Origin of the sequence: Stenotrophomonas sp. B1-1 (assembly GCF_010894375.1) — a bacterium.
Lineage (GTDB): Bacteria > Pseudomonadota > Gammaproteobacteria > Xanthomonadales > Xanthomonadaceae > Stenotrophomonas.
In genome coordinates, this window is record NZ_JAAIUZ010000017.1 from 175,997 (window position 1) to 195,616 (window position 19,620).

Consider the following 19,620-nt stretch of genomic DNA (forward strand, 5'->3'; position numbering starts at 1 on the left):
CTGAGTTGTTATGTCGTTTGACTGGTGAGGTCCGCACATTCACTCGAGCGGAGAGCTACGATGTAGATGAGCTCGGTGACTCCGAGTTCGTTAGTTTATCTGCTTCGTTCCATCCGCTTGAAGAGAGTGTATATGTCACCATGGAGTCGCTGGAGTGTCTCTTCACTAGGTGTCCGCGGTCAACCAGCTCGTTGATTCCATCTAAGACGAATGCGTAGCGTCTCGCGTTGTCGCCGTTGCTTACCTCTAGCTTGCCGGCACTGATGATGTCCCCTTCCAGATAGCTAACTATTCTGGCTTCGCCTGATCTTGTGCTTGCGACGCTTCGTAGGACCTCAGTTGCCGCCTCGGAAGGCGGCGCGGGTGCGTGGCTCTTTGCGTCCGCCTCTCGACGGATGCGGGATATCTCTGACAGCAATTTCTCCTTGGTCTCGTCATCTGAAATTTCGGCTGCGGCTTCATCCTGTTTGGCTCGTCGGAGTAATTCCATTTCGCGGGCATCTGTGAGTAGGGAGCGCGCCTTTTCAAGTTCGGCGATTCTAAGGAGGCGGCGATGCTCGGCTGTCAACTGCAGAGAGGTTATCTGTTGGCCTGGGTAGGACGAAATCCAATTAAACGCAAGTCTCATCCACTCCGAAGTCGCGGCCACAGCGGCCCCAACAAGCAGGGGGTAGATCACAAGTCTGGTGAAAGAGGTCGCGGCATCAAATGCATCGAGGCGCTGCGTCGGAGTTCCTTCTGTCAGGCAGATAAGGAAAATTGCTTTCCAGTTGAATCCTATGAACGCCAATGCCGCGTAGCCAAAGTAGGGTGACCGCAGTCTGATTCTGGTGGCGTCAACGACGTCCTTTATGATCATTCGGATGCTCCATGTTTTGACGTGTACTCGTATTGCCTAGATCGGCTCGGAACTCGTGGGTAACTCAGAGCTGTCTTCTATGTTAACGCCAGAGGTGCCTATTGCGAGCACTCATCGCGACCCCAGGGGCCAGCCGAATCACCTGCCACCCACCCCCGCCGCCTGCTACGCTCCACCCTGACACCGCGCCGCGCGGTTACAGGGACCGTAGACCATGCCATCGACAAACGCACTGCGCCGCCTGGCCGCATATTCCATCATCGGCCTCGCCTCGGTACTCGCCGTTCCGGCCTGGGCCGCACCTGATTCTCCGCCCGCGCCGCAGGCCACCGCCGCGCAACCCATCAACGCCACCAATTTCGTTGGCCTCACTCAGTCACTGGAAGCATCGCCCCAGCAGCCGGGCGCGCAGGAGCTGCGGGTGTCGATGCTGCGTTGGCTGGCGGAAACGCCGGATTACATGGTGACCCTCTGCCAGGTCATGAACCTGCCTGACCAGGATGAGGCGGCCAAGAAGATCGGCCTGGACCTTCTGATGCAGCAGAGCTTCGGCAATCTGGCCTTCCAGATAGACCAGCGCGAAAGCAGCGATCAGCTCAGCCGACAGGTGGCCGGTGTGGAAAGCGCGCTTCGCGCCTATGCGGCCTTCATTGCAGCCGATCCTGCGCTGCGCATTGCGGCCATGGATACGTTGGCTGCGCAGCAGAAGGCCGGCACGCTGCGCGCGCATCTGGCGCCTGTGGTGAAGGCGGCATGCGGTGCCAGCGACAACACGGTCATGCTCAACCCGGAAACGGCAGGGCAGGGCGCGTCTGCGCCGTCGCCGTTCCTGGGCGGTTTCCTGCGCACGACCAGCGTGGTTTACCCCCTGCAGGTGGGCCAGTGGAAGGCGTTGGGCGAGCGCCGCTACGACGATGTCGCGGGCGGTGCGTCGGTGCGCTTCCAGCAGGCCGGCAACGAAGACGGCTGGATCGATGTGTACTTCTACCCGGTGGGCGTGCTGGACCAGGAACAGCGGGCCGGTCTGCTGGAAGGTGAGCGAAAAGGTTTGCTGGAGGCGCGCAGCGCAGCGATGGCGGGGCGCGATGATATGTCGCGCGTGCAGACGGTGACCTTGAAGGTCGCACCGGCGCAATCGGATGCGGTGGCCAGTATCGAGGCCAGCGTGCTGGATTTCGGTTTCGTGCGCGATGGCAAGCAGTACAGCTCGGTAATGCTGCTCGCCATCGACCGCTTGTATGCCATCAAGCTGCGCTACAGCGTGCCGGCTGCAACGGTGAACCGCAAGGCGGCGCGCGGCGAGGTTGAAACCTTTGCTGCGGCCCTCTTGCCGCAGCTGGATATCAGTAATTCCGGTGGCTGTGGCAGTGTTCCCGTGACCGCACGTGATCGACTGCGCCTGGGCTGCACCGGCACCGACCCGGTACTGCCGGTGGTGGGCGAGGGGCAGCGGGAAATGCGCTTCGAGTACGCACCGCCGCGTGAGGCCGCGCGGCACTGAAGCAGGCTGGCCAGCTCCCTGCTCGCCACCTCTCCTCACCCGCCCGCACCATGCCGCACGAACTGACCACGCTGGCGCATGGCCCGCCACCATTGATGTTCCAGCTCCCAGAGATCCGGCACCTGCTCGCGCGAATTCTCGAACACGATAATCACCATGCGCTTCGGCGAGTTATCGACCAGTAATACCGGTGTATCCCCGGCATAGAGTTCGAAATGCCTCGCCCCGCGCGCGGCGGGGCTGACGCGCAGCCCGTCGGCACTGCGTTCCTGGGCAAACTGTGCGGCTTCCTGCCACATCTGCAGGAAGTTCGGCACGGTCTGCTTGCTGTAGCTGTTTACGCTGAGTGCCGGTTCCGGCAGATACAGATGGCCGGCAAGCAGGCCTAGCAGCATCACGACGGCTGTCGGAATGGACGCCGCCGCGCCCCCGGCTACGGTTGCACCTGCAGGCAGCTGGCCGCATGCGCGGTCAGGGCAATGCAGGCCAGCATCAACCCTTCCATGCTGCGGTCGCCCAGGGTGTCCTCGGGCTGGCCGGCCTGGCGGGTGCGCTCGGCCGCCAACAGCATTTGCTGCACGGTGGCCAGGCCGGCCAGGGCGCAATCGGCGTCGGCCAGTTGCAGGCGCCGGCCGGGTGGCAGGGTGCGTTCGGGCCAGGGCTGGCCACTGGCGGCCGCACCGGCCTGGATGCGCCGCAGCGTGGGGATGAAGGTGCTGGGTTCGCCGCCGGCGTCGCCAGCGGGCGCCGCGCGGCGGGCGTTCAGATCAGGAAATTCCGATGCGTTCATGGCAGATGCTCCGTGCAAAACACAAAGCGCCACCGCAGGGGTGGCGGACGGTACGTGGCGGCAAAAACCGGGTCTGACGAATCCGGCGGGTGCATGCGAACACGCACCCCCACGCACCGCCCGCCAAAGAACGCGGACGGATTGCCAGCCGGTGCCACGCAGAGGTGGCGCCGACTGGCAAGCGTAAACACTCGTCAGACATCGGGTTTGCCGACCCGGCCACTCGTTTTCAGTGGCATGCCATGGTGTGCACGGCCCGCGAGCCGCTGCCAAGAGCAGATTGCGTCAATGCGGGGATGTTTTACGCTTCGGCGGCATTTTGGCACGCCGGCCCGCAGCCCGAAACGCCCGCCCGGCAAGGCCGGTGGCCATCAGGCCCGGTTCAACAGGCCAGCGCCGCCCGCATCGAACAGGTCAGCCCGCCCCGCGCACCCGAAGCCCGAACCCAAGGCGATCGCGACAAAACGGCGCCAATTGCCGCAGATACCCGCCCGCGGCCCCGGCCAGTGCGCCGCAGGCCAACCGCCCCGCGACCCGCAGCCCGCGCCCGGCCTGCAGGCGAAGCCAGGGCAGGGTGGCCAGCAGTTGCACCCCCAGCAGCAGCGCCAGCACGTCCAGCCCCAGCACATCCATCAGCCCCAGCAGCGGCGCCAGTTCCGGGTTGCAGGCCAGCAGCACCACCAGTGCGGCGCCCAGCAGGGCAAGCGTGCGCCGCACGGCGGGTGTGCTGAGCCAGCGGAGCAGGGCAGTCATCAGGCATCCTTGCGAAGAGGGGGCGTGTGCTACGCAGTCTTGGTGCGGCAGCAGCCCACTTCAAGTACGCTGAACAGGTTCAGCATACTTTGCCGAATCCGGTCCCCGGCGCCCGCAAACGGGGTGCCCTGCGCGCGGTGCGACAACGTGTCGCAGCGATATCCGGCCGATTCCTGCGCTGGATCATTGTCAATGCCTTTCTTAAATGATGCGTGACGGCCTAAAATTGAAAGGCTGACTCGACCCCACCTCACTGCCTGTCTCAACCACAGGCGGGACCGGCTTTTGCCGGAGCGGGCAGGACGGGGAACGGCATTCCCTCGCAATTGGATCGACCGATGATTCCGTTGAAAACCCTTGGGCGCTGGTTGCGCCCGGGCCTGCTGCTCGCACTGCTGGTGATGCTCACCGGCTGCGATGCCGTGGCCATCCTCAGTCCGAAGGGCCAGATTGGCCAGGACGAGAAGACCCTGCTGATCACGGCTGTCGTGCTCATGCTGCTGGTCGTCGTCCCGGTCATCGTCATGACCCTGACCTTCGCGTGGAAGTACCGCGCTTCCAACACCAAGGCCCGTTACGAGCCGAAGTGGTCGCATTCCACGGCGATCGAGGTGGTGGTGTGGTCGATCCCCTGCATGATCGTGCTGGTGCTGGCGGTCCTGACCTGGCGTTCGTCGCACGCACTGGACCCGTACAAGCCGCTGGAATCGGACGTCAAGCCGGTCACCATCGAGGCGATCTCGCTGGACTGGAAGTGGCTGTTCATCTATCCGGAAGAGAAGGTTGCGGTCGTCAACGAGATCAAGTTCCCGGTGAACACCCCGCTGAACTTCAAGATCACGTCGGACACGGTGATGAATGCATTCTTCATTCCGCACCTGGGCAGCATGATCTATTCGATGGCGGCGATGGAAACCAAGCTGCACCTGATCGCCAACGAAACCGGTGAATTCCCGGGCATGTCCTCGCACTACAGCGGCGCGGGCTTCGCCAAGATGCATTTCACCGCCTATTCGGTAACCGATGCCGAGTACCGCCAGTGGCTGGACCAGGTGCGTGCCGGCACGCAGACCCTGGACAAGACCAGCTTCAAGGCTCTGGGTGATGCGAAGAATTCCGAGTGGTACCCGGTCACCTACTTCGGCAAGACCGAAGAAGGCCTGTTCGACTGGGTCATTGCCAAGCACATGGGTGACAACCAGCACTACGGCATGAAGCATTCGCATGCCGGTGCGGCCGCCGCCGATGCTGCCAGCCATGAAGCGCACGAGGGGCACACCCCCAGTGACGCGCATGATTCCAAGGAATCGGGTGAAAACCTGGATGCCACCGAACACGAACACGCAGGCCATGCCGGCCACGCGGGTTCGGGAGAATGAACATGTTGGGAAAACTCTCTCTTGAGTCGATCCCCCACGATCCGATCGTCCTGACGACGTTGATCGGTGCAGTGCTGGGTGGTCTGGGCGTGATGGCCCTGATCACCAAGTTCAAGCTGTGGGGTTACCTGTGGAAGGAGTGGTTCACCTCGGTGGACCACAAGAAGATCGGCGTGATGTACCTGATCGTCGCCTTCGTCATGCTGCTGCGCGGCTTCTCCGACGCCATCATGATGCGTACCCAGCAGGCGCTGGCAGTGGGCGGTTCGGAAGGCTACCTGCCGCCGCACCACTACGATCAGATCTTCACCGCCCACGGCGTGATCATGATCTTCTTCGTGGCCATGCCGCTGATCACCGGCCTGATGAACCTGGCCGTGCCGCTGCAGATCGGTGCGCGCGACGTCGCGTTCCCGTTCGTGAACTCGCTCAGCTTCTGGCTGTTCGTGGCCGGTGCGGTGCTGATCATGCTGTCGCTGTGGATCGGTGAATTCGCCGCCACCGGCTGGCTGGCGTTCCCGCCATTGTCGGGCATCGAATACAGTCCAAGCGTCGGCATGGACTACTACATCTGGGGTCTACAGGTCGCAGGCCTGGGTACCACGCTGAGCGGTATCAACTTCTTCATTACCATCCTGAAGATGCGTACCCCCAGCATGAAGCTGATGCAGATGCCGGTGTTCACCTGGACGGCGCTGGTCACCAACGTGCTGATCGTCGCCGCCTTCCCGGTGCTGACCATCACCCTGGTGCTGCTGACCCTGGACCGTTACCTGGGTACGCACTTCTTCACCAATGATGGTGGCGGCAACGCCATGCTGTACATCAACCTGATCTGGATCTGGGGCCACCCGGAAGTCTATATCCTGGTGCTGCCGGCCTTCGGCGTGTTCTCCGAAGTGATCGCGACCTTCTCGCGCAAGGCGCTGTTCGGCTACAAGGGCATGGTCTACGCCACCGCCTGCATCGGCGTGCTGTCGTTCATCGTGTGGCTGCACCACTTCTTCACCATGGGTTCGGGTGCCAACGTCAATGCCTTCTTCGGCATCACGACGATGATCATCTCCATCCCCACCGGCGTGAAGATCTTCAACTGGCTGTTCACCATGTTCCGCGGTCGCGTGCAGTTCACCACGCCCGTGCTGTGGACCATCGGCTTCATGGTCACCTTCACCATCGGCGGCATGACCGGCGTGATGCTGGCGATCCCGGCCATCGACTTCGTGCTGCACAACAGCCTGTTCCTGATCGCCCACTTCCACAACGTCATCATCGGCGGCGTGGTGTTCGGCATGTTCGCTGGTATCACCTACTGGTGGCCGAAGATGTTCGGCTTCCGCCTGAACGAGTTCTGGGGCAAGTGCGCCTTCTGGTGCTGGTTCATCGGCTTCTATGTGACCTTCATGCCGATGTACGTGCTGGGCTTCATGGGCATGACCCGTCGCCTGCAGAGCACCGTGAACCCGGCCTACGAGCCGCTGCTGCTGGTGGCTGCCGCAGGTGCCTTCATCGTGGGTGCCGGCATTCTGTGCCAGATCATCCAGGTGGCTGTGTCGATCCGCGACCGCAAGAAGACCGCCGACCTGACCGGCGACCCGTGGGATGCCCGTACGCTGGAGTGGGAAACCTCTTCGCCGCCGGCCTTCTACAACTTCGGCACCCTGCCGGAAGTCACCGAGCTGGACGATTTCTGGGAGCGCAAGCAGCGTGGTGAAGCCTGGCCGAAGCCGGCCAAGTACACCGACATCCACATGCCGCGCAACACCGGCACGGGTGTGGTCATCGGTGCCTTCAGCCTGGTGTTTGGCTTTGCGATGATCTGGCACATCTGGTGGCTGGCCATCGTCGGCTTCGTCGGCATGATCGCCACGTTCATCTACCGCACCTTCGACCAGGACGTGGACTACTGGGTCCCGGCCGCCGAGGTGGAACGCATCGAGAACGAACACCGCAAGCACCTGGAAGCCCAGGGCCTGGTGAAGTCGGAGCTGAAGGCATGAGCACCAATACCTCGACCCTGAGCCACGGGCACGCCGCGCACGCGGCGGCCCATGGCCATGACGACCACGAGCACCACGACACCGGCGGCAACACCGTCTTCGGTTTCTGGGTGTATCTGATGAGCGACTGCCTCATCTTCGCCTCGCTGTTTGCCACCTACGTGGTGCTGGTGGGCGGAAATGACGGCGGCCCGACCCCGAAGGATCTGTTCGAGCTGCCGTTCGTGGCGTGGGAAACCGCGCTGCTGCTGACCTCGTCGCTGACCTTCGGCCTGGGCATGATTGCCATGCACCGCAAGCAGGTGGGCCAGATGTACCTGTGGCTGGCCATCACCTGGCTGCTGGGCTTCGGCTTCATGTGCATGGAAGTGTGGGAGTTCAACCACCTGATCCACCAGGGCTACGGCCCTGACCGCAGTGCCTTCCTGTCGGCGTTCTTCGCCCTGGTCGGTACCCACGGTCTGCACGTGAGCGCCGGCCTGCTGTGGCTGGCGGTGATGTTCGTGCAGCTGAAGAAGTACGGCCTGACCCCGACCAACAAGACCCGCATGGCGTGCCTGAGCCTGTTCTGGCACTTCCTGGACCTGATCTGGATCGGCGTGTTCTCCGTCGTCTACCTCAATGGAGCGCTGTAATGGCACATGACAACCATGCACACGACCACGGCACCGGCGGCGAAAGCCACGGCAGCGTGAAGTCGTACCTGATCGGCTTCGTGCTGGCGGTGGTGCTGACCGTCATCCCGTTCTGGGTGGTGATGTCGGGCGACTTCTCGCGCACCGTAAGCGGTGTGGTGATCGCGGTTTCCGCGGTGCTGCAGATGCTGGTGCACCTGGTGTTCTTCCTGCACCTGGACCGTTCTTCGGAAAGCCGCTGGAACGTCAACGCTGCTGCCTTCACCGTGGTGGTGATCGGCATCATCGTGGCCGGTACCCTGTGGGTCATGCACAACATGAACGTGCACATGATGCACTGACGTCTTCGCGACGTTGCCACACACGAAAAGGCCGCCCTTCGGGGCGGCCTTTTTCGTTGGCGGTAGTAGATCCACGCCATGCGTGGATGGCGGCGCGCGTGCAATGCGTCTGGGGTCAGAGCCCTTGCCTGCGGCAAGGGATCCGACCCCGCCGGTCTCGCCGTCATATGTCCGGGGTCAGATCCCTTGCCGCAGGCAAGGGCTCTGACCCCATGCGCGGTTCAACCCACCTTGCGCAGGAACTCGTCGGCGGCCATCGGCCTGCCCAGGTGGTACCCCTGCAGCTGGTCGCAGCCCAGCCCGCTCAGGTAATCCTGCTGTTCCTTGGTCTCCACGCCCTCGGCCACCACCTGCAGCTGCAGCGAACGGCCCAGCGCCACGATGGACGACACGATGGCCGCGTCTTCGGCGTTCTGTTCCAGCTCGCGTACGAACGCGCGATCGATCTTCAGTTCGGTGGCCGGCATGCGCTTCAGGTACAGCAGGCTGGAATAGCCGGTGCCGAAATCATCAATGGCGATATGCACGCCCATCGCGGTCAGGTCGTTCAGGATCACCAGGCTGGCTTCCACGTCCTTCATCGCCGTGGTTTCGGTGATTTCCAGCGTCAGGCGCTCGGGCGCAATGCCGTGCCGCTGCAGCGCAGCGCGCACGCTGTCCAGCAACGCCGGCGAGGAGAACTGCAGCGGCGACAGGTTCACCGCCATGGTCCATTCGTGCTGACCGGCATCGTGCCAGGCGCGCAGCTGCGCGCAGGCCTGGTCCAGCACCCAGTCGCCAATGGGCAGGATCAACCCGCTGCGCTCGGCAATGGGAATGAACACGTCCGGGCTGAGCATGCCCAGTTCCGGATGCTGCCAGCGCAGCAGCGCTTCGGCGCCCACCGCCGGGGTGCCGGCGGCAACGAACTTGGGCTGGTAGTGCAGCAGCAGCTCGCCGCGTTCGGTGGCGCGGCGCAGGTCCTGCAGCAGGCGCAGCTGGCGGTTCGCGCTCACCTGCATGGACGGGGTAAAGAAGGTATAGCCGTTCCGGCCGCCTTCCTTGGTGTGGTACATCGCCGCGTCGGCATGGGCCATCAGTTCGCGTTCGCTGGTGGCATCGTCCGGGTACAGCGCAATGCCCAGGCTGGCGCTGACCTGCAGTTCGGCCGCATCGATCAGGAACGGTTCGGCCACCGCGGCAATGATGCGCTCGGCCACCACCACCGCGTCGTCGGGCTCTTCGATGGCCAACACGATCACGAACTCATCGCCGCCCAGGCGGGCGAAGGTGTCCTGCGGGCGCAGCAGCGCGCTGACGCGCTGGCTCATCTTCACCAGCAGGCGGTCGCCCAGTTGGTGCCCGTAGGCATCGTTCACCGCCTTGAAGCCGTCCAGATCGCAGAACATGACCGCCAGCGCATGGCCGCGACGGCGCGCCTTTTCGATCGACTGCTCGATGCGGTCCTGCAGCAGCATGCGGTTGGGCAGCTGGGTAAGCGGGTCATGCAGGGCGGCCTGCAGCAGCTTGTCGTTGGCCTTTTCCAGCGATTCGGCCAGCAGGCCGGTGCGCACGCGCATCTGCCGGTCGAACAGCGAGGCCACCAGCGCAATGCCGATCACGCCCAGCGTGGTGACGATCACCAGCACCGCCAGCCAGTGCGATTCAATGCCGCCGTCGATCACCGCGCCGCAGATGCTGCCGGCCGGGAAGCTGGCGGCGGCCATGCCGGTGTAGTGCATGCCGACGATGGCCAGGCCCATCACCGCCGATGCGGCAATGCGCAGCGGCAGGGTGCGCTGGTCTTCGCGGCGCAGGCGGAAGGCGATCCACAGCGCGGCGGTGCAGGCGCCGATGGCCACGGCGATGGACAGCGCGAACCACAGCGGGTCGTAGTCGATGCCGGGCTGCATGCGCATGGCACCCATGCCCAGGTAATGCATGGTGGCCACGCCCAGGCCCATCAGGGTGCCACCGGCCAGCAGGCGCCGGCGCGGCAGTTCCGGGCGCGAGACCAGCCACAGCGCATAGGCCGAGGCGGCAATGGACACCGCCAGCGAGTACAGGGTAATGCCCAGGTCGAAGCCGATCGGAATCGGCAGCTTGAAGGCCAGCATGCCGATGAAGTGCATCGACCAGATGCCCAGACCCATGGCCGATGCGCCGCCGATCAGCCACCAGCGGGCCACCCGGCCCTGTGCGGTGGCCAGGCGGCCGGCCATGTCCAGGGCGGTGTACGAAGCGAGAATGGCCACCAACAGCGAGAAAGCAACCAGGCTCTGGCTGTAAGTGCCAGTCATTGCGGGTCCTTCAGGGAAAGCGGGGAGGGCAGGCATGAAGCCGCGAACTATAGCGGCGGCGGGGGGCTGAACCTTAGCAGTTAAAAAGTGTGATGTTCATCTCGTATTTGGAGATGTGTAGGCGGGGTGCGCCGGGCGGCCTGTCGCAGCGCCTGCGACCGCGCTCGGCTATCCTCCTTCACCGTTCACCACGCAGGATTTCCGATGGCCAAGGCCCGCACCGCTTACGTCTGCAACGAATGCGGCGCCGATTCCAGCAAATGGCAGGGGCAGTGCCCGGAATGCGGGGCGTGGAACTCGATGTCGGAAATCGTGCTGGAAAGCGCCGCAGCGGCGAAGGCCCCCGCATCCCGGCGCAATGGCTGGGTGGGCAAGATCGATCCGCCGAAGATCACCGCGCTGAAGGACGTGCAGCAGACCGAGCACCGCCGGGTCAGCACTGGCATTGGCGAGTTCGACCGCGTGCTGGGCGGCGGCCTGGTGGAGGGCGCGGTGGTGCTGGTCGGCGGCGACCCGGGCATCGGCAAGTCGACCCTGCTGCTGCAGGCGGTGGCGAAGATGGCCGCCGAACTGCCGGTGCTGTACGTGACCGGTGAGGAATCGCTGGCCCAGGTAGCCGGCCGCGCGCACCGGCTGGAGCTGCCGCTGGATGGCGTGAATGCCTTGGCCGAGACCGGTGTCGAGTCGATCATGCAGCACGCCAGCAAGGCCGGCCCGCGCCTGATCGTGGCCGATTCGGTGCAGACCCTGTGGACCGAAACCCTGACCGCCGCACCAGGGTCGGTCAGCCAGGTGCGCGAAAGCGCGGCACGGCTGGTGCGCTTTGCCAAGGAAACCGGCACCGCCGTGTTCCTGGTCGGCCACGTAACCAAGGAAGGCGGTATTGCCGGCCCGCGCGTGCTGGAACACATGGTCGATGCGGTGCTGTACTTTGAAGGCGAGAGCGGCAGTCGCTTCCGCCTGCTGCGCGCCTTCAAGAACCGCTTCGGCGCGGTGAACGAACTGGGCGTGTTCGCCATGGGCGACAAGGGCCTGAAGGAAGTGTCCAACCCGTCGGCCATCTTCCTGTCCGGCAGCAGTGCGCACCAGCCCGGCAGCTGCGTGATGGTCACCCGCGAGGGCACCCGCCCGCTGCTGGTGGAAGTGCAGGCGCTGGTGGATGCCTCGCCGCTGTCCAACCCGCGCCGCGTGGCCGTGGGCCTGGAGCAGAACCGCCTGGCCATGTTGCTGGCGGTGCTGCACCGCCATGGCGGGGTGCTGGTGGGCGACCAGGACGTGTTCGTGAACGTTGTCGGTGGCATTCGCGTGCAGGAGACCGCCGCCGACCTGCCGGTGCTGCTGGCGGTGCTGTCGTCGCTACAGGACCGGCCGCTGGCGGAAAAGACCATTGCGTTCGGCGAAGTGGGGCTGTCCGGTGAGATCCGCCCGGTGCCCAACGGCGAAGACCGCCTGCGCGAAGCGGCCACCCATGGTTTCAAGCGCGCCATCGTGCCCAAGGCCAACGCGCCGAAGGGCGGCAGCGTGAAGGGCATGGAAGTGATCGCCGTGGAGCGGCTGTCCGAGGCGATCGACGCCGCGTGACATCCGTACGGTAGAGCCGATCCATGCTCGGCTGCCTTTTGTAGAGTCGAGCTTGCTCGACTGCTTTTTGTAGAGTCGAGCCATGCTCGACTGCTTTCCGCGTCGAGGCAAGAGCAGTCGAGCAAGCTCGACTCTACCTGGCCTGGCCCCCGCCGTGGCGCGGAATCCAACGCCCGGCACAGCAACGGTCAGCGTGCCTGTGCTAGTTTCCCCGGCTCGACGATGGCGCCCCGTGGCGCCTTGTGTGGCAAGGAGTAACCGATTACATGCAGGACCCGACGCTGACCACCCCCGCCGCCGAAATCCGCCGGGCCGGGGTCGATCTCAATGGACTGATGACGGTGCTGGGCAAGCACCTGTATTCCACCCCGATGGTGGCGCTGCGCGAGCTGGTGCAGAACGCGCACGACTCCATCATCCGCCGCCGCATTGAACAGACCGGTGGCGATCTGCCCTCGCGCATCGATGTGCAGGTCGATGCCGCCGCCGGCGTGCTGCGCATCATCGATACCGGCGCCGGCCTGACCCGCCAGGAAATCCACGATTACCTGGCCACGGTGGGCGTGGGTTACACCCGCGGCCTGCGCCAGGGCGGCGATGACCAGGACGGCCTGATCGGCATGTTCGGCCTGGGCTTCCTGTCGGCCTTCGTGCTGGCGCGGCGGGTGAGCGTGCGCACCACCTCGTACCAGACGCCCGAACTGGGCCACCTGTATGTGTCCAGCAACGCCGAGCAGTACACCGTGAGCGAAGTGCCGGCGCGTGCGGTCGGCACCGAAGTGGAGCTGGAACTGCACCCGGACTTCCTGCCGCTGGCCAACGAGGCGCGGCTGTACGAAGTGCTGGGCCGCTACTGCGCGCTGCTGTCCGAACCGATCTTCATTGGCGCCGCGGCTGAAGCGCTGAACCCCGAGCCGCCGCCATGGCGCGCGCAGGGCGATGTGGCGCTGCACCCGGTGCAGGCGCGGCGCCAGGCGCTGCAGTTCGCCGCACGCTTCGAACACGACTTCGAACCCATCGTGACCGTGCCGCTGCGCGCCGATGCGGAAAGTGACGCCACTGGCCTGCTGTGGGTGCAGGATGGCGCCACCTACGGCACCAGCGACAACCGCAACCTGTCGGTGTTCGTGCGCGGCATGCTGCTGGACGACGATGCGCGCGACCTGCTGCCGCCGTGGGCTGGTTTCATCGGCGGGGTGATCGAATCGTCCCGGCTGACCCCCACCGCCAGCCGCGAAGACCTGCAGCGCGACGATCATTACCGCGCGGTGCAGCACGCGCTGCTGGAAGCGCTGATTGATGGCCTGGCCGACGTGGCGCGGCAGCAGCCGGAGGCCTGGCGCCGCGTGCTCAGCCGCCACAACGAGGCCCTGCTGGGCGCGGCGCTGTGCGACGACCGTCTGTTCGACCTGCTGCTGGAACACGTGCGCGTGCCGACCTCGCAGGGCGACCTGCCGGCCAGCGCGCTGCCGGCGCGTGGCGCGGTACACGTGATCCTGGACAACGGCGGCGGCTTCGAGGAAATGCTGTTCCGTGCCATGGGCGTGCCGGTGGCGCACGGGCACCGTTATGCGGTGGTGCCGTTCCTGCGCCGCTGGACCCAGGCCAAGGGCCTGCGCCTGGTGGAGCTGGGCACCGAACAGGGCAACCGCGCGCTGTTCCGCAGCGACGACAGCCTGGACGAGGCGCAGTTGGCCTGGCTGCGCGAGCACCTGGGCGATGGCGAACAGTTGCTGCCGGCGCGCTTCAGCCCCGAAGCGCTGCCGGTGGTGGTGGTGCCCGACCGCGAGGCGGAGCTGAAACAGCGCCTGGAAGACGATGAGAACGACAAGCGTGTGTCGATGGCCGCGCTGCGCCTGGCGCGCCAGTTCACTGCGCGCATCGAAGCGCGTGCGCCGTCGCGGTTGTACGTGAATCTGGACAACCCGGCCGTGCAGGCGCTGCTGCAGGCGCAGCGCGCTGGCCATGCGCAGGCCCCCGCCGCAGCACGCCTGCTGCGTTCGCTGAAGATCATCGTGTCCGCGCAGGGGCGGCCGCTGGCACGCGATGCCAGCGCAGCCACGCCCGATCTGAACGCCGCCTTCGCCGATATTGCCGGTGCCCTGCAGCAGATGCTGCGCTGAGTGCCGCTCACTTTCTCATCCAGCCTTCGCTAGACAGGAGACTTGCACATCATGGAAATCTGGAACTGGGTTGAAAAACTGCAGGAGGACCTGCGCCAGGCCGGGCAGGCGCAGAACGCGCACCTGCTGACCCGCCTGGCCGACGAGGTGAGCGAACTGCAGGTGGACCGCGTGGATGCGCTGCTGCCCGAGGCGCGTGCGCTGGGCAAGGCGCTGGACAACCCCTGGGTGGATGTCTACGTGGGCCACTGGGCGCTGCGCAACCGCGTGGGCAACCGCGTGGAAGGCGAGAGTGCGCTGGGCGAGGCGGTGGCGCTGTTCGAGCGCGCCCACCGTGCCGACACCCTGGACTGCCCGCAGTCGATCTGCGTGACCCAGGATCTGGCCGCCTGCTACGGCAACATCGACGGCCCGGGCTGGGTGCCCGAGCGCATTGAAGTGTGCGATGAGACCCTGGCCCGCATCGATCCCAGCTGGGCGTGCTTCCAGTGCCTGAGCTGCGAAAAGGCCGATGCGCTGCTGGACGATGGCCGCGGCCAGGACGCGCTGGATTACCTGCAGGCGCAGGCCGATGCGATCAAGGCGCGCGGCAAGGAAGTGTTCGACAGCTTCCCGGAAATGCAGATCAAGGTGCTGCTGGCCACCGGCCGTGCCGACGAAGCGCTGGTGCTGATCGAGCAGCGCGAGGCCGAAGTGGCCGCCGCTGGCGAGTACGAACCGGCCAACTGCACCGTGCCGCGCCGCCTGTCGCGCGCCTGGGCGCTGGCGCAGCTGGGCCGCGACGAAGAAGCGTTGCAGCAGCTGGTGCCGTGGAGCGAGCTGACCCCCAATACCTGGCGCATGTGGGCCAACACGGTGGCGATCCTGTGCCAGCGTGATCCGGCGCGCAACACCTGGGATCTGGGCACGCGCTTCAACACCATCATTGAACACTTCGCGCGCGTGGGCGCGCACCGGCTGGTGATTGAAATGGCCGCCCTGAGCCTGGAGCTGGCGCTGCAGCGTGGCGCGCGCTGGGTCGCGCAGCGGCAGCTGCGGCTGGCCCGCACGCACCTGGTACAGCTGCGCCAGGACCGCGGTGCCGCCGAACAGGTGGCCGCGCTGGCCGCGCGCATCGATGCACTGCCCGAGGCCGCGCCGCTGCCGGTGGCCGCCGCCGAACTGCTGCCGTGGCTGGAAGCGCAGGGCCAGCAGAACCAGTCGCGCGACCCCGAGCGCGAGGCGCAGTGGTTGCTGCAGGGCCATGCGCAGTGCCCCGACGATGAAGGGCTGGCCGAAGTGGCCGCCTCGGCGCTGTACGCCTGCGGGGCGCAGGACGAAGCGCGCGCGCTGCTGTGGCAGTTCGTGCGCGCGCATGTGCAGGAAGACGGCCCGGCCGCCTACACGCTGATGCGCTGGCTGGCCGAGCAGGGCGATGACGAGGGCCTGCGCCAGCTGGCCGATGTATACCGTGGCAGCGTGCCGGTGTTCGCGCACTGGTGCGACGTGCAGCGGGCGCGCCGGGTGTCCGACTGGCCGGCGCTGGAACAGGCGGCCACGCAGCTGCTGGCACTGTCGCCCGGTTCGCACGGTGCGCGTGGCACGTTGGCGCGCATGTACATGGAAACTGGCCGCTTCAGCGACGCGCAGGCGTGCTACGCGCAGCTGGTGGAGCTGCAGGAGGACCCCAACGCCGCGCATTGGGACCACATGAGTGCCGCCAGCGCCGCGCGCGACTGGGACGCCGTGCGCCGTTCGGCCGCGGCCATCGGCATGGAACTGTCCAGCCAGGACGGCGTGGTGGAAGAGCCGTGGGGCTGGGTGATCATCCGCAGCGAAGAGCAGGGTGAGCCGATGGAGTACTACGCGCGCCGTACCGGCCCGGTAACCGCGCGTATCGTGGAAAACGCACCGGCCAACCGTGCCCAGCAGGTGGGCGACTGGGTGGTGTTCGATGCCGCGCTGGTGCACCCGGCGCCGGAAGAGGAAGAGGCGCGCCAGCACTTCATTCCCACCTATGCGCAGGTGCACGTGCTGGAGCGCGGCGGCTTCGCGCGCAGCTGGCTGATTGATGGCGCACACCCCGGCGAAGCCGCGTGGGATGCGCTGGTGGAAGCGGTGCAGGCGCAGGGCTGGCAGATCTGGGGGCACAGCCGTGCCGACTACACCGTGACCGACCCGGACGCGGAAGAGGGCACCCTGCCGGGGCTGCTGTTCACCGTCGCCCAGCCTCAGGACCACGCGCCGCTGGCGCTGCACAGGTTCCTGCAGCAGCACACCGCCCAGTGGCAGCACCCGCAGTGCTGGCTGCGCCTGGCCGAAGCCTGCGACCAGGAACGCCAGCCGCACCTGGATGTGATCGAGCGGTACGGGTTGTAAGCCCGCCGCGCCGCGTACCCGCGCCCGGCCCTCCCTCGGTAGCGTCGGGCCATGCCCGGCGTTGCCCCTGCACAAGGAATGAAACACATGCGAAAGACAGGGATGTTCATGATCGCCGGCCTGCTGCTGGCACCCGCCGCCCAGGCCGCCCCGGCCTGCGAGGATGCCGTGGGCGTGGCGCGGGCGTTCTTCGAGGCCACCTCCGGCGATGCGGGCTACGTGCTGGATGCGCCGCGCGCGCTGGTCAGCCCGGCCTTCGGCAAGGCGCTGCGCGAAGAACGTGCCTGCCAGGCGCGCGAAGAAGGCATCTGCACGATCGATTCGGACCCGTGGCTGGATGCGCAGGATGGCGACATCGAGGGTCCGGTACGCTACGGCTGGAACGAAACGTCAGCCACGGTCGGCCAGGTCGAGTTGCGCTATTCCGTGTGGAAAAAGCCGTATGTGACCCGCCTGCCGATGGTCCGCAAGGGCCAGGGCTGCTGGCAGGTGGATGATGTGATCACGCAGAGCGGCCGCTCGGTGCGCGGCATCCTTGCCCAGCCTGCGCCCTGACAGCCGACGGCATCGTGGGTGCCGACCGTTGGTCGGCACGCCTTTATCGGGTATGCCCGAACACCAGTTCAATGGCGAACTGGCTGCCGAAGAACGCCAGCAGCAGCAACAGCATCGCGCTCAGCGTCCAGTGCACGGCCTTCACCCCGCGCCAGCCGTAGCGGCGGCGGCCGACCAGCAGCACGCCGAACACGATCCACGACAGCACGCTGAGCACGGTCTTGTGCACCAGCTTCTGCGCCAGCAGGTCGTCCACGAACAGCACGCCGGTCACCAGGGTCAGGGTCAGCAGCGCAAACCCCACGGTGATGACCCGGAACAGCAGCGATTCCAGATCGGCCAGCGGCGGCAGGGCGCGCAGCCACGGGCGGAACTCGCGGCGGCGCAGGGCGCGTTCCTGCAGCCACAGCATGATGGCCAGCAGCGCGGCGATGCTCAGCGTGGCGTAGGCCAGCAGGGCCAGCCAGGCGTGGCTGGCCAGGCGCCAGCCCAGCACCTTGCTGGGGGCGTGGCCGTAGCCGTGGTACACCGCCAGCAGCAGCGCGGCCAGCGGGAACACCACCACGCCCAGCGCCGACATGCGCCCGCGTGCGCCCACCAGCGAAGTCAGCCAGGCCATGCCCAGGCCGACCAGCGACAGCGCCGCGAAGAAATGCATGTCCGGCCCGCCGCTGGTGCGCAGCGCCACCAGCACGTGGTAGCCGCCGTGCAGCAGCATGGCCGGCAGCGCCGGCCACAGCCAGGTGGGCGAGCCCATTGCCTCGTCGCGGCCGAGCGCGCGCACCAGCAGGACACTGGCGGCCAGGTACAGCAGGATCGCGATGAGAACGATTGTCATCGTGGCAGTTTCGCATACCCCCGGGAAGCTGGCGACGGCCGCAGCGTCGCAGCCCGGGAACCGGGGCGGACCCGCTATACTGTCTGCCTTATTGTCCCCCGCTTTCAGACAGGTTGCGCCGCATGTTCGAGTCCCTGACCCAGCGCCTTTCCGGCACCATCGAGCGCCTGCGTGGCCGTGGCCGCCTGACCGAGGAGAACATCCGCGAGGCGACCCGCGAGGTGCGCATTGCGCTGCTGGAAGCCGACGTGGCGCTGCCGGTGGTGCAGGCCCTGATCGAACGCATCAAGGTGCGCGCGGTCGGCCAGGAAGTGCTGAAGTCGCTGACCCCGGGCCAGGCCCTGATCAAGGTGGTGCGCGACGAGCTGACCGCGGTGATGGGCGCCGAAGCCAGCGACCTGAACCTCAACGTTCCCGCCCCGGCCATCATCCTGATGGCGGGCCTGCAGGGCGCCGGCAAGACCACCACCGTGGGCAAGCTGGCCAAGCACCTGAAGGAAAAGCGCAAGAAGAAAGTGATGGTGGTGTCGGCCGACGTCTACCGTCCGGCCGCGATCGAGCAGCTGAAGACCCTGGCCGAGCAGGTGGGCGTGCTGTTCTTCCCGTCCAGCGCCGACCAGAAGCCGGAAGCCATCGTGCGCGCGGCCATCGACGATGCGCGCAAGTCGTTCGTGGATGTGCTGCTGGTCGATACCGCCGGCCGCCTGGCCATCGACGAAGCGATGATGGCCGAGATCAAGGCCCTGCACGCGGCGGTGAACCCGGCCGAAACCCTGTTCGTGGTCGATGCCATGACCGGCCAGGACGCGGCCAACACCGCCAAGGCCTTCGGCGATGCGCTGCCGCTGACCGGCGTGGTGCTGACCAAGACCGACGGTGACGCCCGTGGCGGTGCCGCGCTGAGCGTGCGCTACATCACCGGCAAGCCGATCAAGTTCGTCGGTGTCAGCGAAAAGCCCGAAGGTCTGGATGTGTTCCATCCCGACCGTATCGCCAGCCGCATCCTGGACATGGGCGACGTGCTGTCGCTGGTGGAGCAGGTCGAGCAGCAGGTGGACAAGGACAAGGCCGCCAAGCTGGCCGAGAAGGTCGCCAAGGGCAAGAAGTTCGACCTGAACGACATGCGCGACCAGCTGGAGCAGATGCAGAACATGGGCGGCATCGGCGGCTTGATGGACAAGCTGCCGGGCCTGGGCAACATTCCCGACCACCTGAAGCAGCAGGTCAGCCAGGGCAAGGAAGTGCCGCGCATGATCGCCATCATCAATTCGATGACCAAGAAGGAACGGCGCAACCCGAACCTGCTGAACGGCTCGCGCCGCGCGCGCATCGCCAAGGGTTCGGGTGTGACCCCGGCCGACGTCAACAAGCTCATGAAGCAGTACATGCAGATGGAAAAGATGATGAGCAAGATGGCCGGCGGCGGCATGAAGGGCATGATGCGCAGCATGAAGGGCATGATGGGCGCCATGGGCGGCCGCGGCATGCCGTTCCGTTGATGCGCTGCTGAGGCCACGCATTGGTAGAGTCGAGCTTGCTCGACTGCTGTTGGTGGTTCAGTCGAGCAAGCTCGACTCTACGTGGCGCGCGGTTCAGTCGAGCAAGCTCGACTCTACCCCCTTGCTGCG

The 19,620-nt window shown here is 66.0% G+C and carries 16 protein-coding genes; 10 read left to right on the forward strand and 6 right to left on the reverse strand.

Annotated features, from left to right (window positions below; translation table 11 throughout):
- Positions 1 to 55 precede the first annotated feature (55 nt).
- A complete protein-coding gene (locus tag G4G00_RS14085; RefSeq protein WP_164274467.1) occupies positions 56 to 859 on the reverse strand; it encodes a hypothetical protein in 804 nt (267 codons plus the stop codon).
- Between the two features lie 214 nt (positions 860 to 1,073).
- On the opposite strand from G4G00_RS14085, the gene G4G00_RS14090 reads away from it, so the two are divergent.
- Positions 1,074 to 2,360: a hypothetical protein gene (locus tag G4G00_RS14090; RefSeq protein WP_164274470.1), complete on the forward strand. Its 1,287-nt coding sequence runs from the start codon at positions 1,074 to 1,076 to the stop codon at positions 2,358 to 2,360.
- A gap of 35 nt (positions 2,361 to 2,395) precedes the next feature.
- Here the strand turns inward: G4G00_RS14090 and G4G00_RS14095 are convergent, their stop codons facing one another.
- From G4G00_RS14095 to G4G00_RS14105, 3 genes are all read right to left on the reverse strand, one after another.
- Positions 2,396 to 2,755, reverse strand: coding sequence for a hypothetical protein (locus G4G00_RS14095; RefSeq protein ID WP_164274472.1), 360 nt, complete (start codon positions 2,753 to 2,755; stop codon positions 2,396 to 2,398).
- A gap of 38 nt (positions 2,756 to 2,793) precedes the next feature.
- Positions 2,794 to 3,150, reverse strand: a complete 357-nt coding sequence (locus G4G00_RS14100; protein ID WP_164274475.1) for a hypothetical protein — start codon at positions 3,148 to 3,150, stop codon at positions 2,794 to 2,796.
- 414 nt (positions 3,151 to 3,564) lie between these two features.
- Positions 3,565 to 3,903: a hypothetical protein gene (locus G4G00_RS14105; protein WP_164274478.1), complete on the reverse strand. Its 339-nt coding sequence runs from the start codon at positions 3,901 to 3,903 to the stop codon at positions 3,565 to 3,567.
- A 338-nt stretch (positions 3,904 to 4,241) separates the two neighbouring features.
- Between G4G00_RS14105 and cyoA the strand changes: the two genes are divergently transcribed.
- Genes cyoA through cyoD form a run of 4 tightly spaced genes read left to right on the forward strand, consistent with a single transcriptional unit; the run spans position 4,242 to position 8,258 of the window.
- Positions 4,242 to 5,282 (forward strand): ubiquinol oxidase subunit II, encoded by a 1,041-nt coding sequence (gene cyoA / locus G4G00_RS14110; protein ID WP_108752504.1) that lies wholly within the window; start codon positions 4,242 to 4,244, stop codon positions 5,280 to 5,282.
- 2 nt (positions 5,283 to 5,284) lie between these two features.
- The gene (cyoB, locus tag G4G00_RS14115; protein WP_164274481.1) at positions 5,285 to 7,282 is read left to right on the forward strand and encodes a cytochrome o ubiquinol oxidase subunit I; all 1,998 of its coding nucleotides are present in this window, start codon (positions 5,285 to 5,287) and stop codon (positions 7,280 to 7,282) included.
- A complete protein-coding gene (gene cyoC / locus G4G00_RS14120) occupies positions 7,279 to 7,917 on the forward strand; it encodes a cytochrome o ubiquinol oxidase subunit III (RefSeq protein WP_108748965.1) in 639 nt (212 codons plus the stop codon). The genes cyoB and cyoC overlap by 4 nt, the downstream gene beginning before the upstream one ends.
- Positions 7,917 to 8,258, forward strand: a complete 342-nt coding sequence (gene cyoD, locus G4G00_RS14125) for a cytochrome o ubiquinol oxidase subunit IV (protein ID WP_108748966.1) — start codon at positions 7,917 to 7,919, stop codon at positions 8,256 to 8,258. The genes cyoC and cyoD overlap by 1 nt, the downstream gene beginning before the upstream one ends.
- Before the next feature lie 221 nt (positions 8,259 to 8,479).
- Here cyoD and G4G00_RS14130 read toward each other — a convergent pair whose 3' ends face one another.
- Positions 8,480 to 10,537, reverse strand: a complete 2,058-nt coding sequence (locus G4G00_RS14130) for an EAL domain-containing protein (protein ID WP_108752505.1) — start codon at positions 10,535 to 10,537, stop codon at positions 8,480 to 8,482.
- A gap of 204 nt (positions 10,538 to 10,741) precedes the next feature.
- On the opposite strand from G4G00_RS14130, the gene radA reads away from it, so the two are divergent.
- The 4 genes from radA (at position 10,742) to G4G00_RS14150 (ending at position 17,154) form a co-directional block, all read left to right on the forward strand.
- A complete protein-coding gene (gene radA, locus G4G00_RS14135) occupies positions 10,742 to 12,118 on the forward strand; it encodes a DNA repair protein RadA (protein ID WP_108752506.1) in 1,377 nt (458 codons plus the stop codon).
- A gap of 266 nt (positions 12,119 to 12,384) precedes the next feature.
- Positions 12,385 to 14,241 (forward strand): ATP-binding protein, encoded by a 1,857-nt coding sequence (locus G4G00_RS14140; RefSeq protein WP_164274484.1) that lies wholly within the window; start codon positions 12,385 to 12,387, stop codon positions 14,239 to 14,241.
- Between the two features lie 51 nt (positions 14,242 to 14,292).
- On the forward strand, positions 14,293 to 16,599 hold the full coding sequence (locus G4G00_RS14145; RefSeq protein WP_164274487.1) for a tetratricopeptide repeat protein: 2,307 nt from the start codon (positions 14,293 to 14,295) through the stop codon (positions 16,597 to 16,599).
- A gap of 87 nt (positions 16,600 to 16,686) precedes the next feature.
- Entirely contained in the window at positions 16,687 to 17,154 is a 468-nt protein-coding gene (locus G4G00_RS14150; protein ID WP_164274490.1) for a hypothetical protein, read from the forward strand.
- Between the two features lie 43 nt (positions 17,155 to 17,197).
- On the opposite strand, the gene ccsA is transcribed toward G4G00_RS14150, so the two are convergent.
- Positions 17,198 to 17,992 carry a cytochrome c biogenesis protein CcsA gene (ccsA, locus tag G4G00_RS14155; RefSeq protein WP_108748971.1) on the reverse strand — a complete coding sequence of 265 codons (795 nt, stop codon included), beginning with the start codon at positions 17,990 to 17,992 and terminating at the stop codon, positions 17,198 to 17,200.
- A gap of 122 nt (positions 17,993 to 18,114) precedes the next feature.
- Between ccsA and ffh the strand changes: the two genes are divergently transcribed.
- Positions 18,115 to 19,491: a signal recognition particle protein gene (gene ffh, locus G4G00_RS14160; protein ID WP_108752509.1), complete on the forward strand. Its 1,377-nt coding sequence runs from the start codon at positions 18,115 to 18,117 to the stop codon at positions 19,489 to 19,491.
- Positions 19,492 to 19,620: the final 129 nt, after the last annotated feature.

What these genes read in the sequence shown, in the direction of transcription:
- cyoB (WP_164274481.1), top strand. Translation starts at nt 5,285, where the DNA reads ATGTTGGGAAAACTCTCTCTTGAGTCGATCCCCCACGATCCGATCGTC.
- ccsA (WP_108748971.1), bottom strand. Translation starts at nt 17,992, where the DNA reads ATGACAATCGTTCTCATCGCGATCCTGCTGTACCTGGCCGCCAGTGTC.
- G4G00_RS14100 (WP_164274475.1), bottom strand. Translation starts at nt 3,150, where the DNA reads ATGAACGCATCGGAATTTCCTGATCTGAACGCCCGCCGCGCGGCGCCC.
- G4G00_RS14140 (WP_164274484.1), top strand. Translation starts at nt 12,385, where the DNA reads ATGCAGGACCCGACGCTGACCACCCCCGCCGCCGAAATCCGCCGGGCC.
- G4G00_RS14150 (WP_164274490.1), top strand. Translation starts at nt 16,687, where the DNA reads ATGCGAAAGACAGGGATGTTCATGATCGCCGGCCTGCTGCTGGCACCC.
- G4G00_RS14105 (WP_164274478.1), bottom strand. Translation starts at nt 3,903, where the DNA reads ATGACTGCCCTGCTCCGCTGGCTCAGCACACCCGCCGTGCGGCGCACG.
- cyoD (WP_108748966.1), top strand. Translation starts at nt 7,917, where the DNA reads ATGGCACATGACAACCATGCACACGACCACGGCACCGGCGGCGAAAGC.
- G4G00_RS14095 (WP_164274472.1), bottom strand. Translation starts at nt 2,755, where the DNA reads ATGCTGCTAGGCCTGCTTGCCGGCCATCTGTATCTGCCGGAACCGGCA.
- G4G00_RS14090 (WP_164274470.1), top strand. Translation starts at nt 1,074, where the DNA reads ATGCCATCGACAAACGCACTGCGCCGCCTGGCCGCATATTCCATCATC.
- cyoA (WP_108752504.1), top strand. Translation starts at nt 4,242, where the DNA reads ATGATTCCGTTGAAAACCCTTGGGCGCTGGTTGCGCCCGGGCCTGCTG.
- cyoC (WP_108748965.1), top strand. Translation starts at nt 7,279, where the DNA reads ATGAGCACCAATACCTCGACCCTGAGCCACGGGCACGCCGCGCACGCG.
- G4G00_RS14145 (WP_164274487.1), top strand. Translation starts at nt 14,293, where the DNA reads ATGGAAATCTGGAACTGGGTTGAAAAACTGCAGGAGGACCTGCGCCAG.
- ffh (WP_108752509.1), top strand. Translation starts at nt 18,115, where the DNA reads ATGTTCGAGTCCCTGACCCAGCGCCTTTCCGGCACCATCGAGCGCCTG.
- G4G00_RS14085 (WP_164274467.1), bottom strand. Translation starts at nt 859, where the DNA reads ATGATCATAAAGGACGTCGTTGACGCCACCAGAATCAGACTGCGGTCA.
- G4G00_RS14130 (WP_108752505.1), bottom strand. Translation starts at nt 10,537, where the DNA reads ATGACTGGCACTTACAGCCAGAGCCTGGTTGCTTTCTCGCTGTTGGTG.
- radA (WP_108752506.1), top strand. Translation starts at nt 10,742, where the DNA reads ATGGCCAAGGCCCGCACCGCTTACGTCTGCAACGAATGCGGCGCCGAT.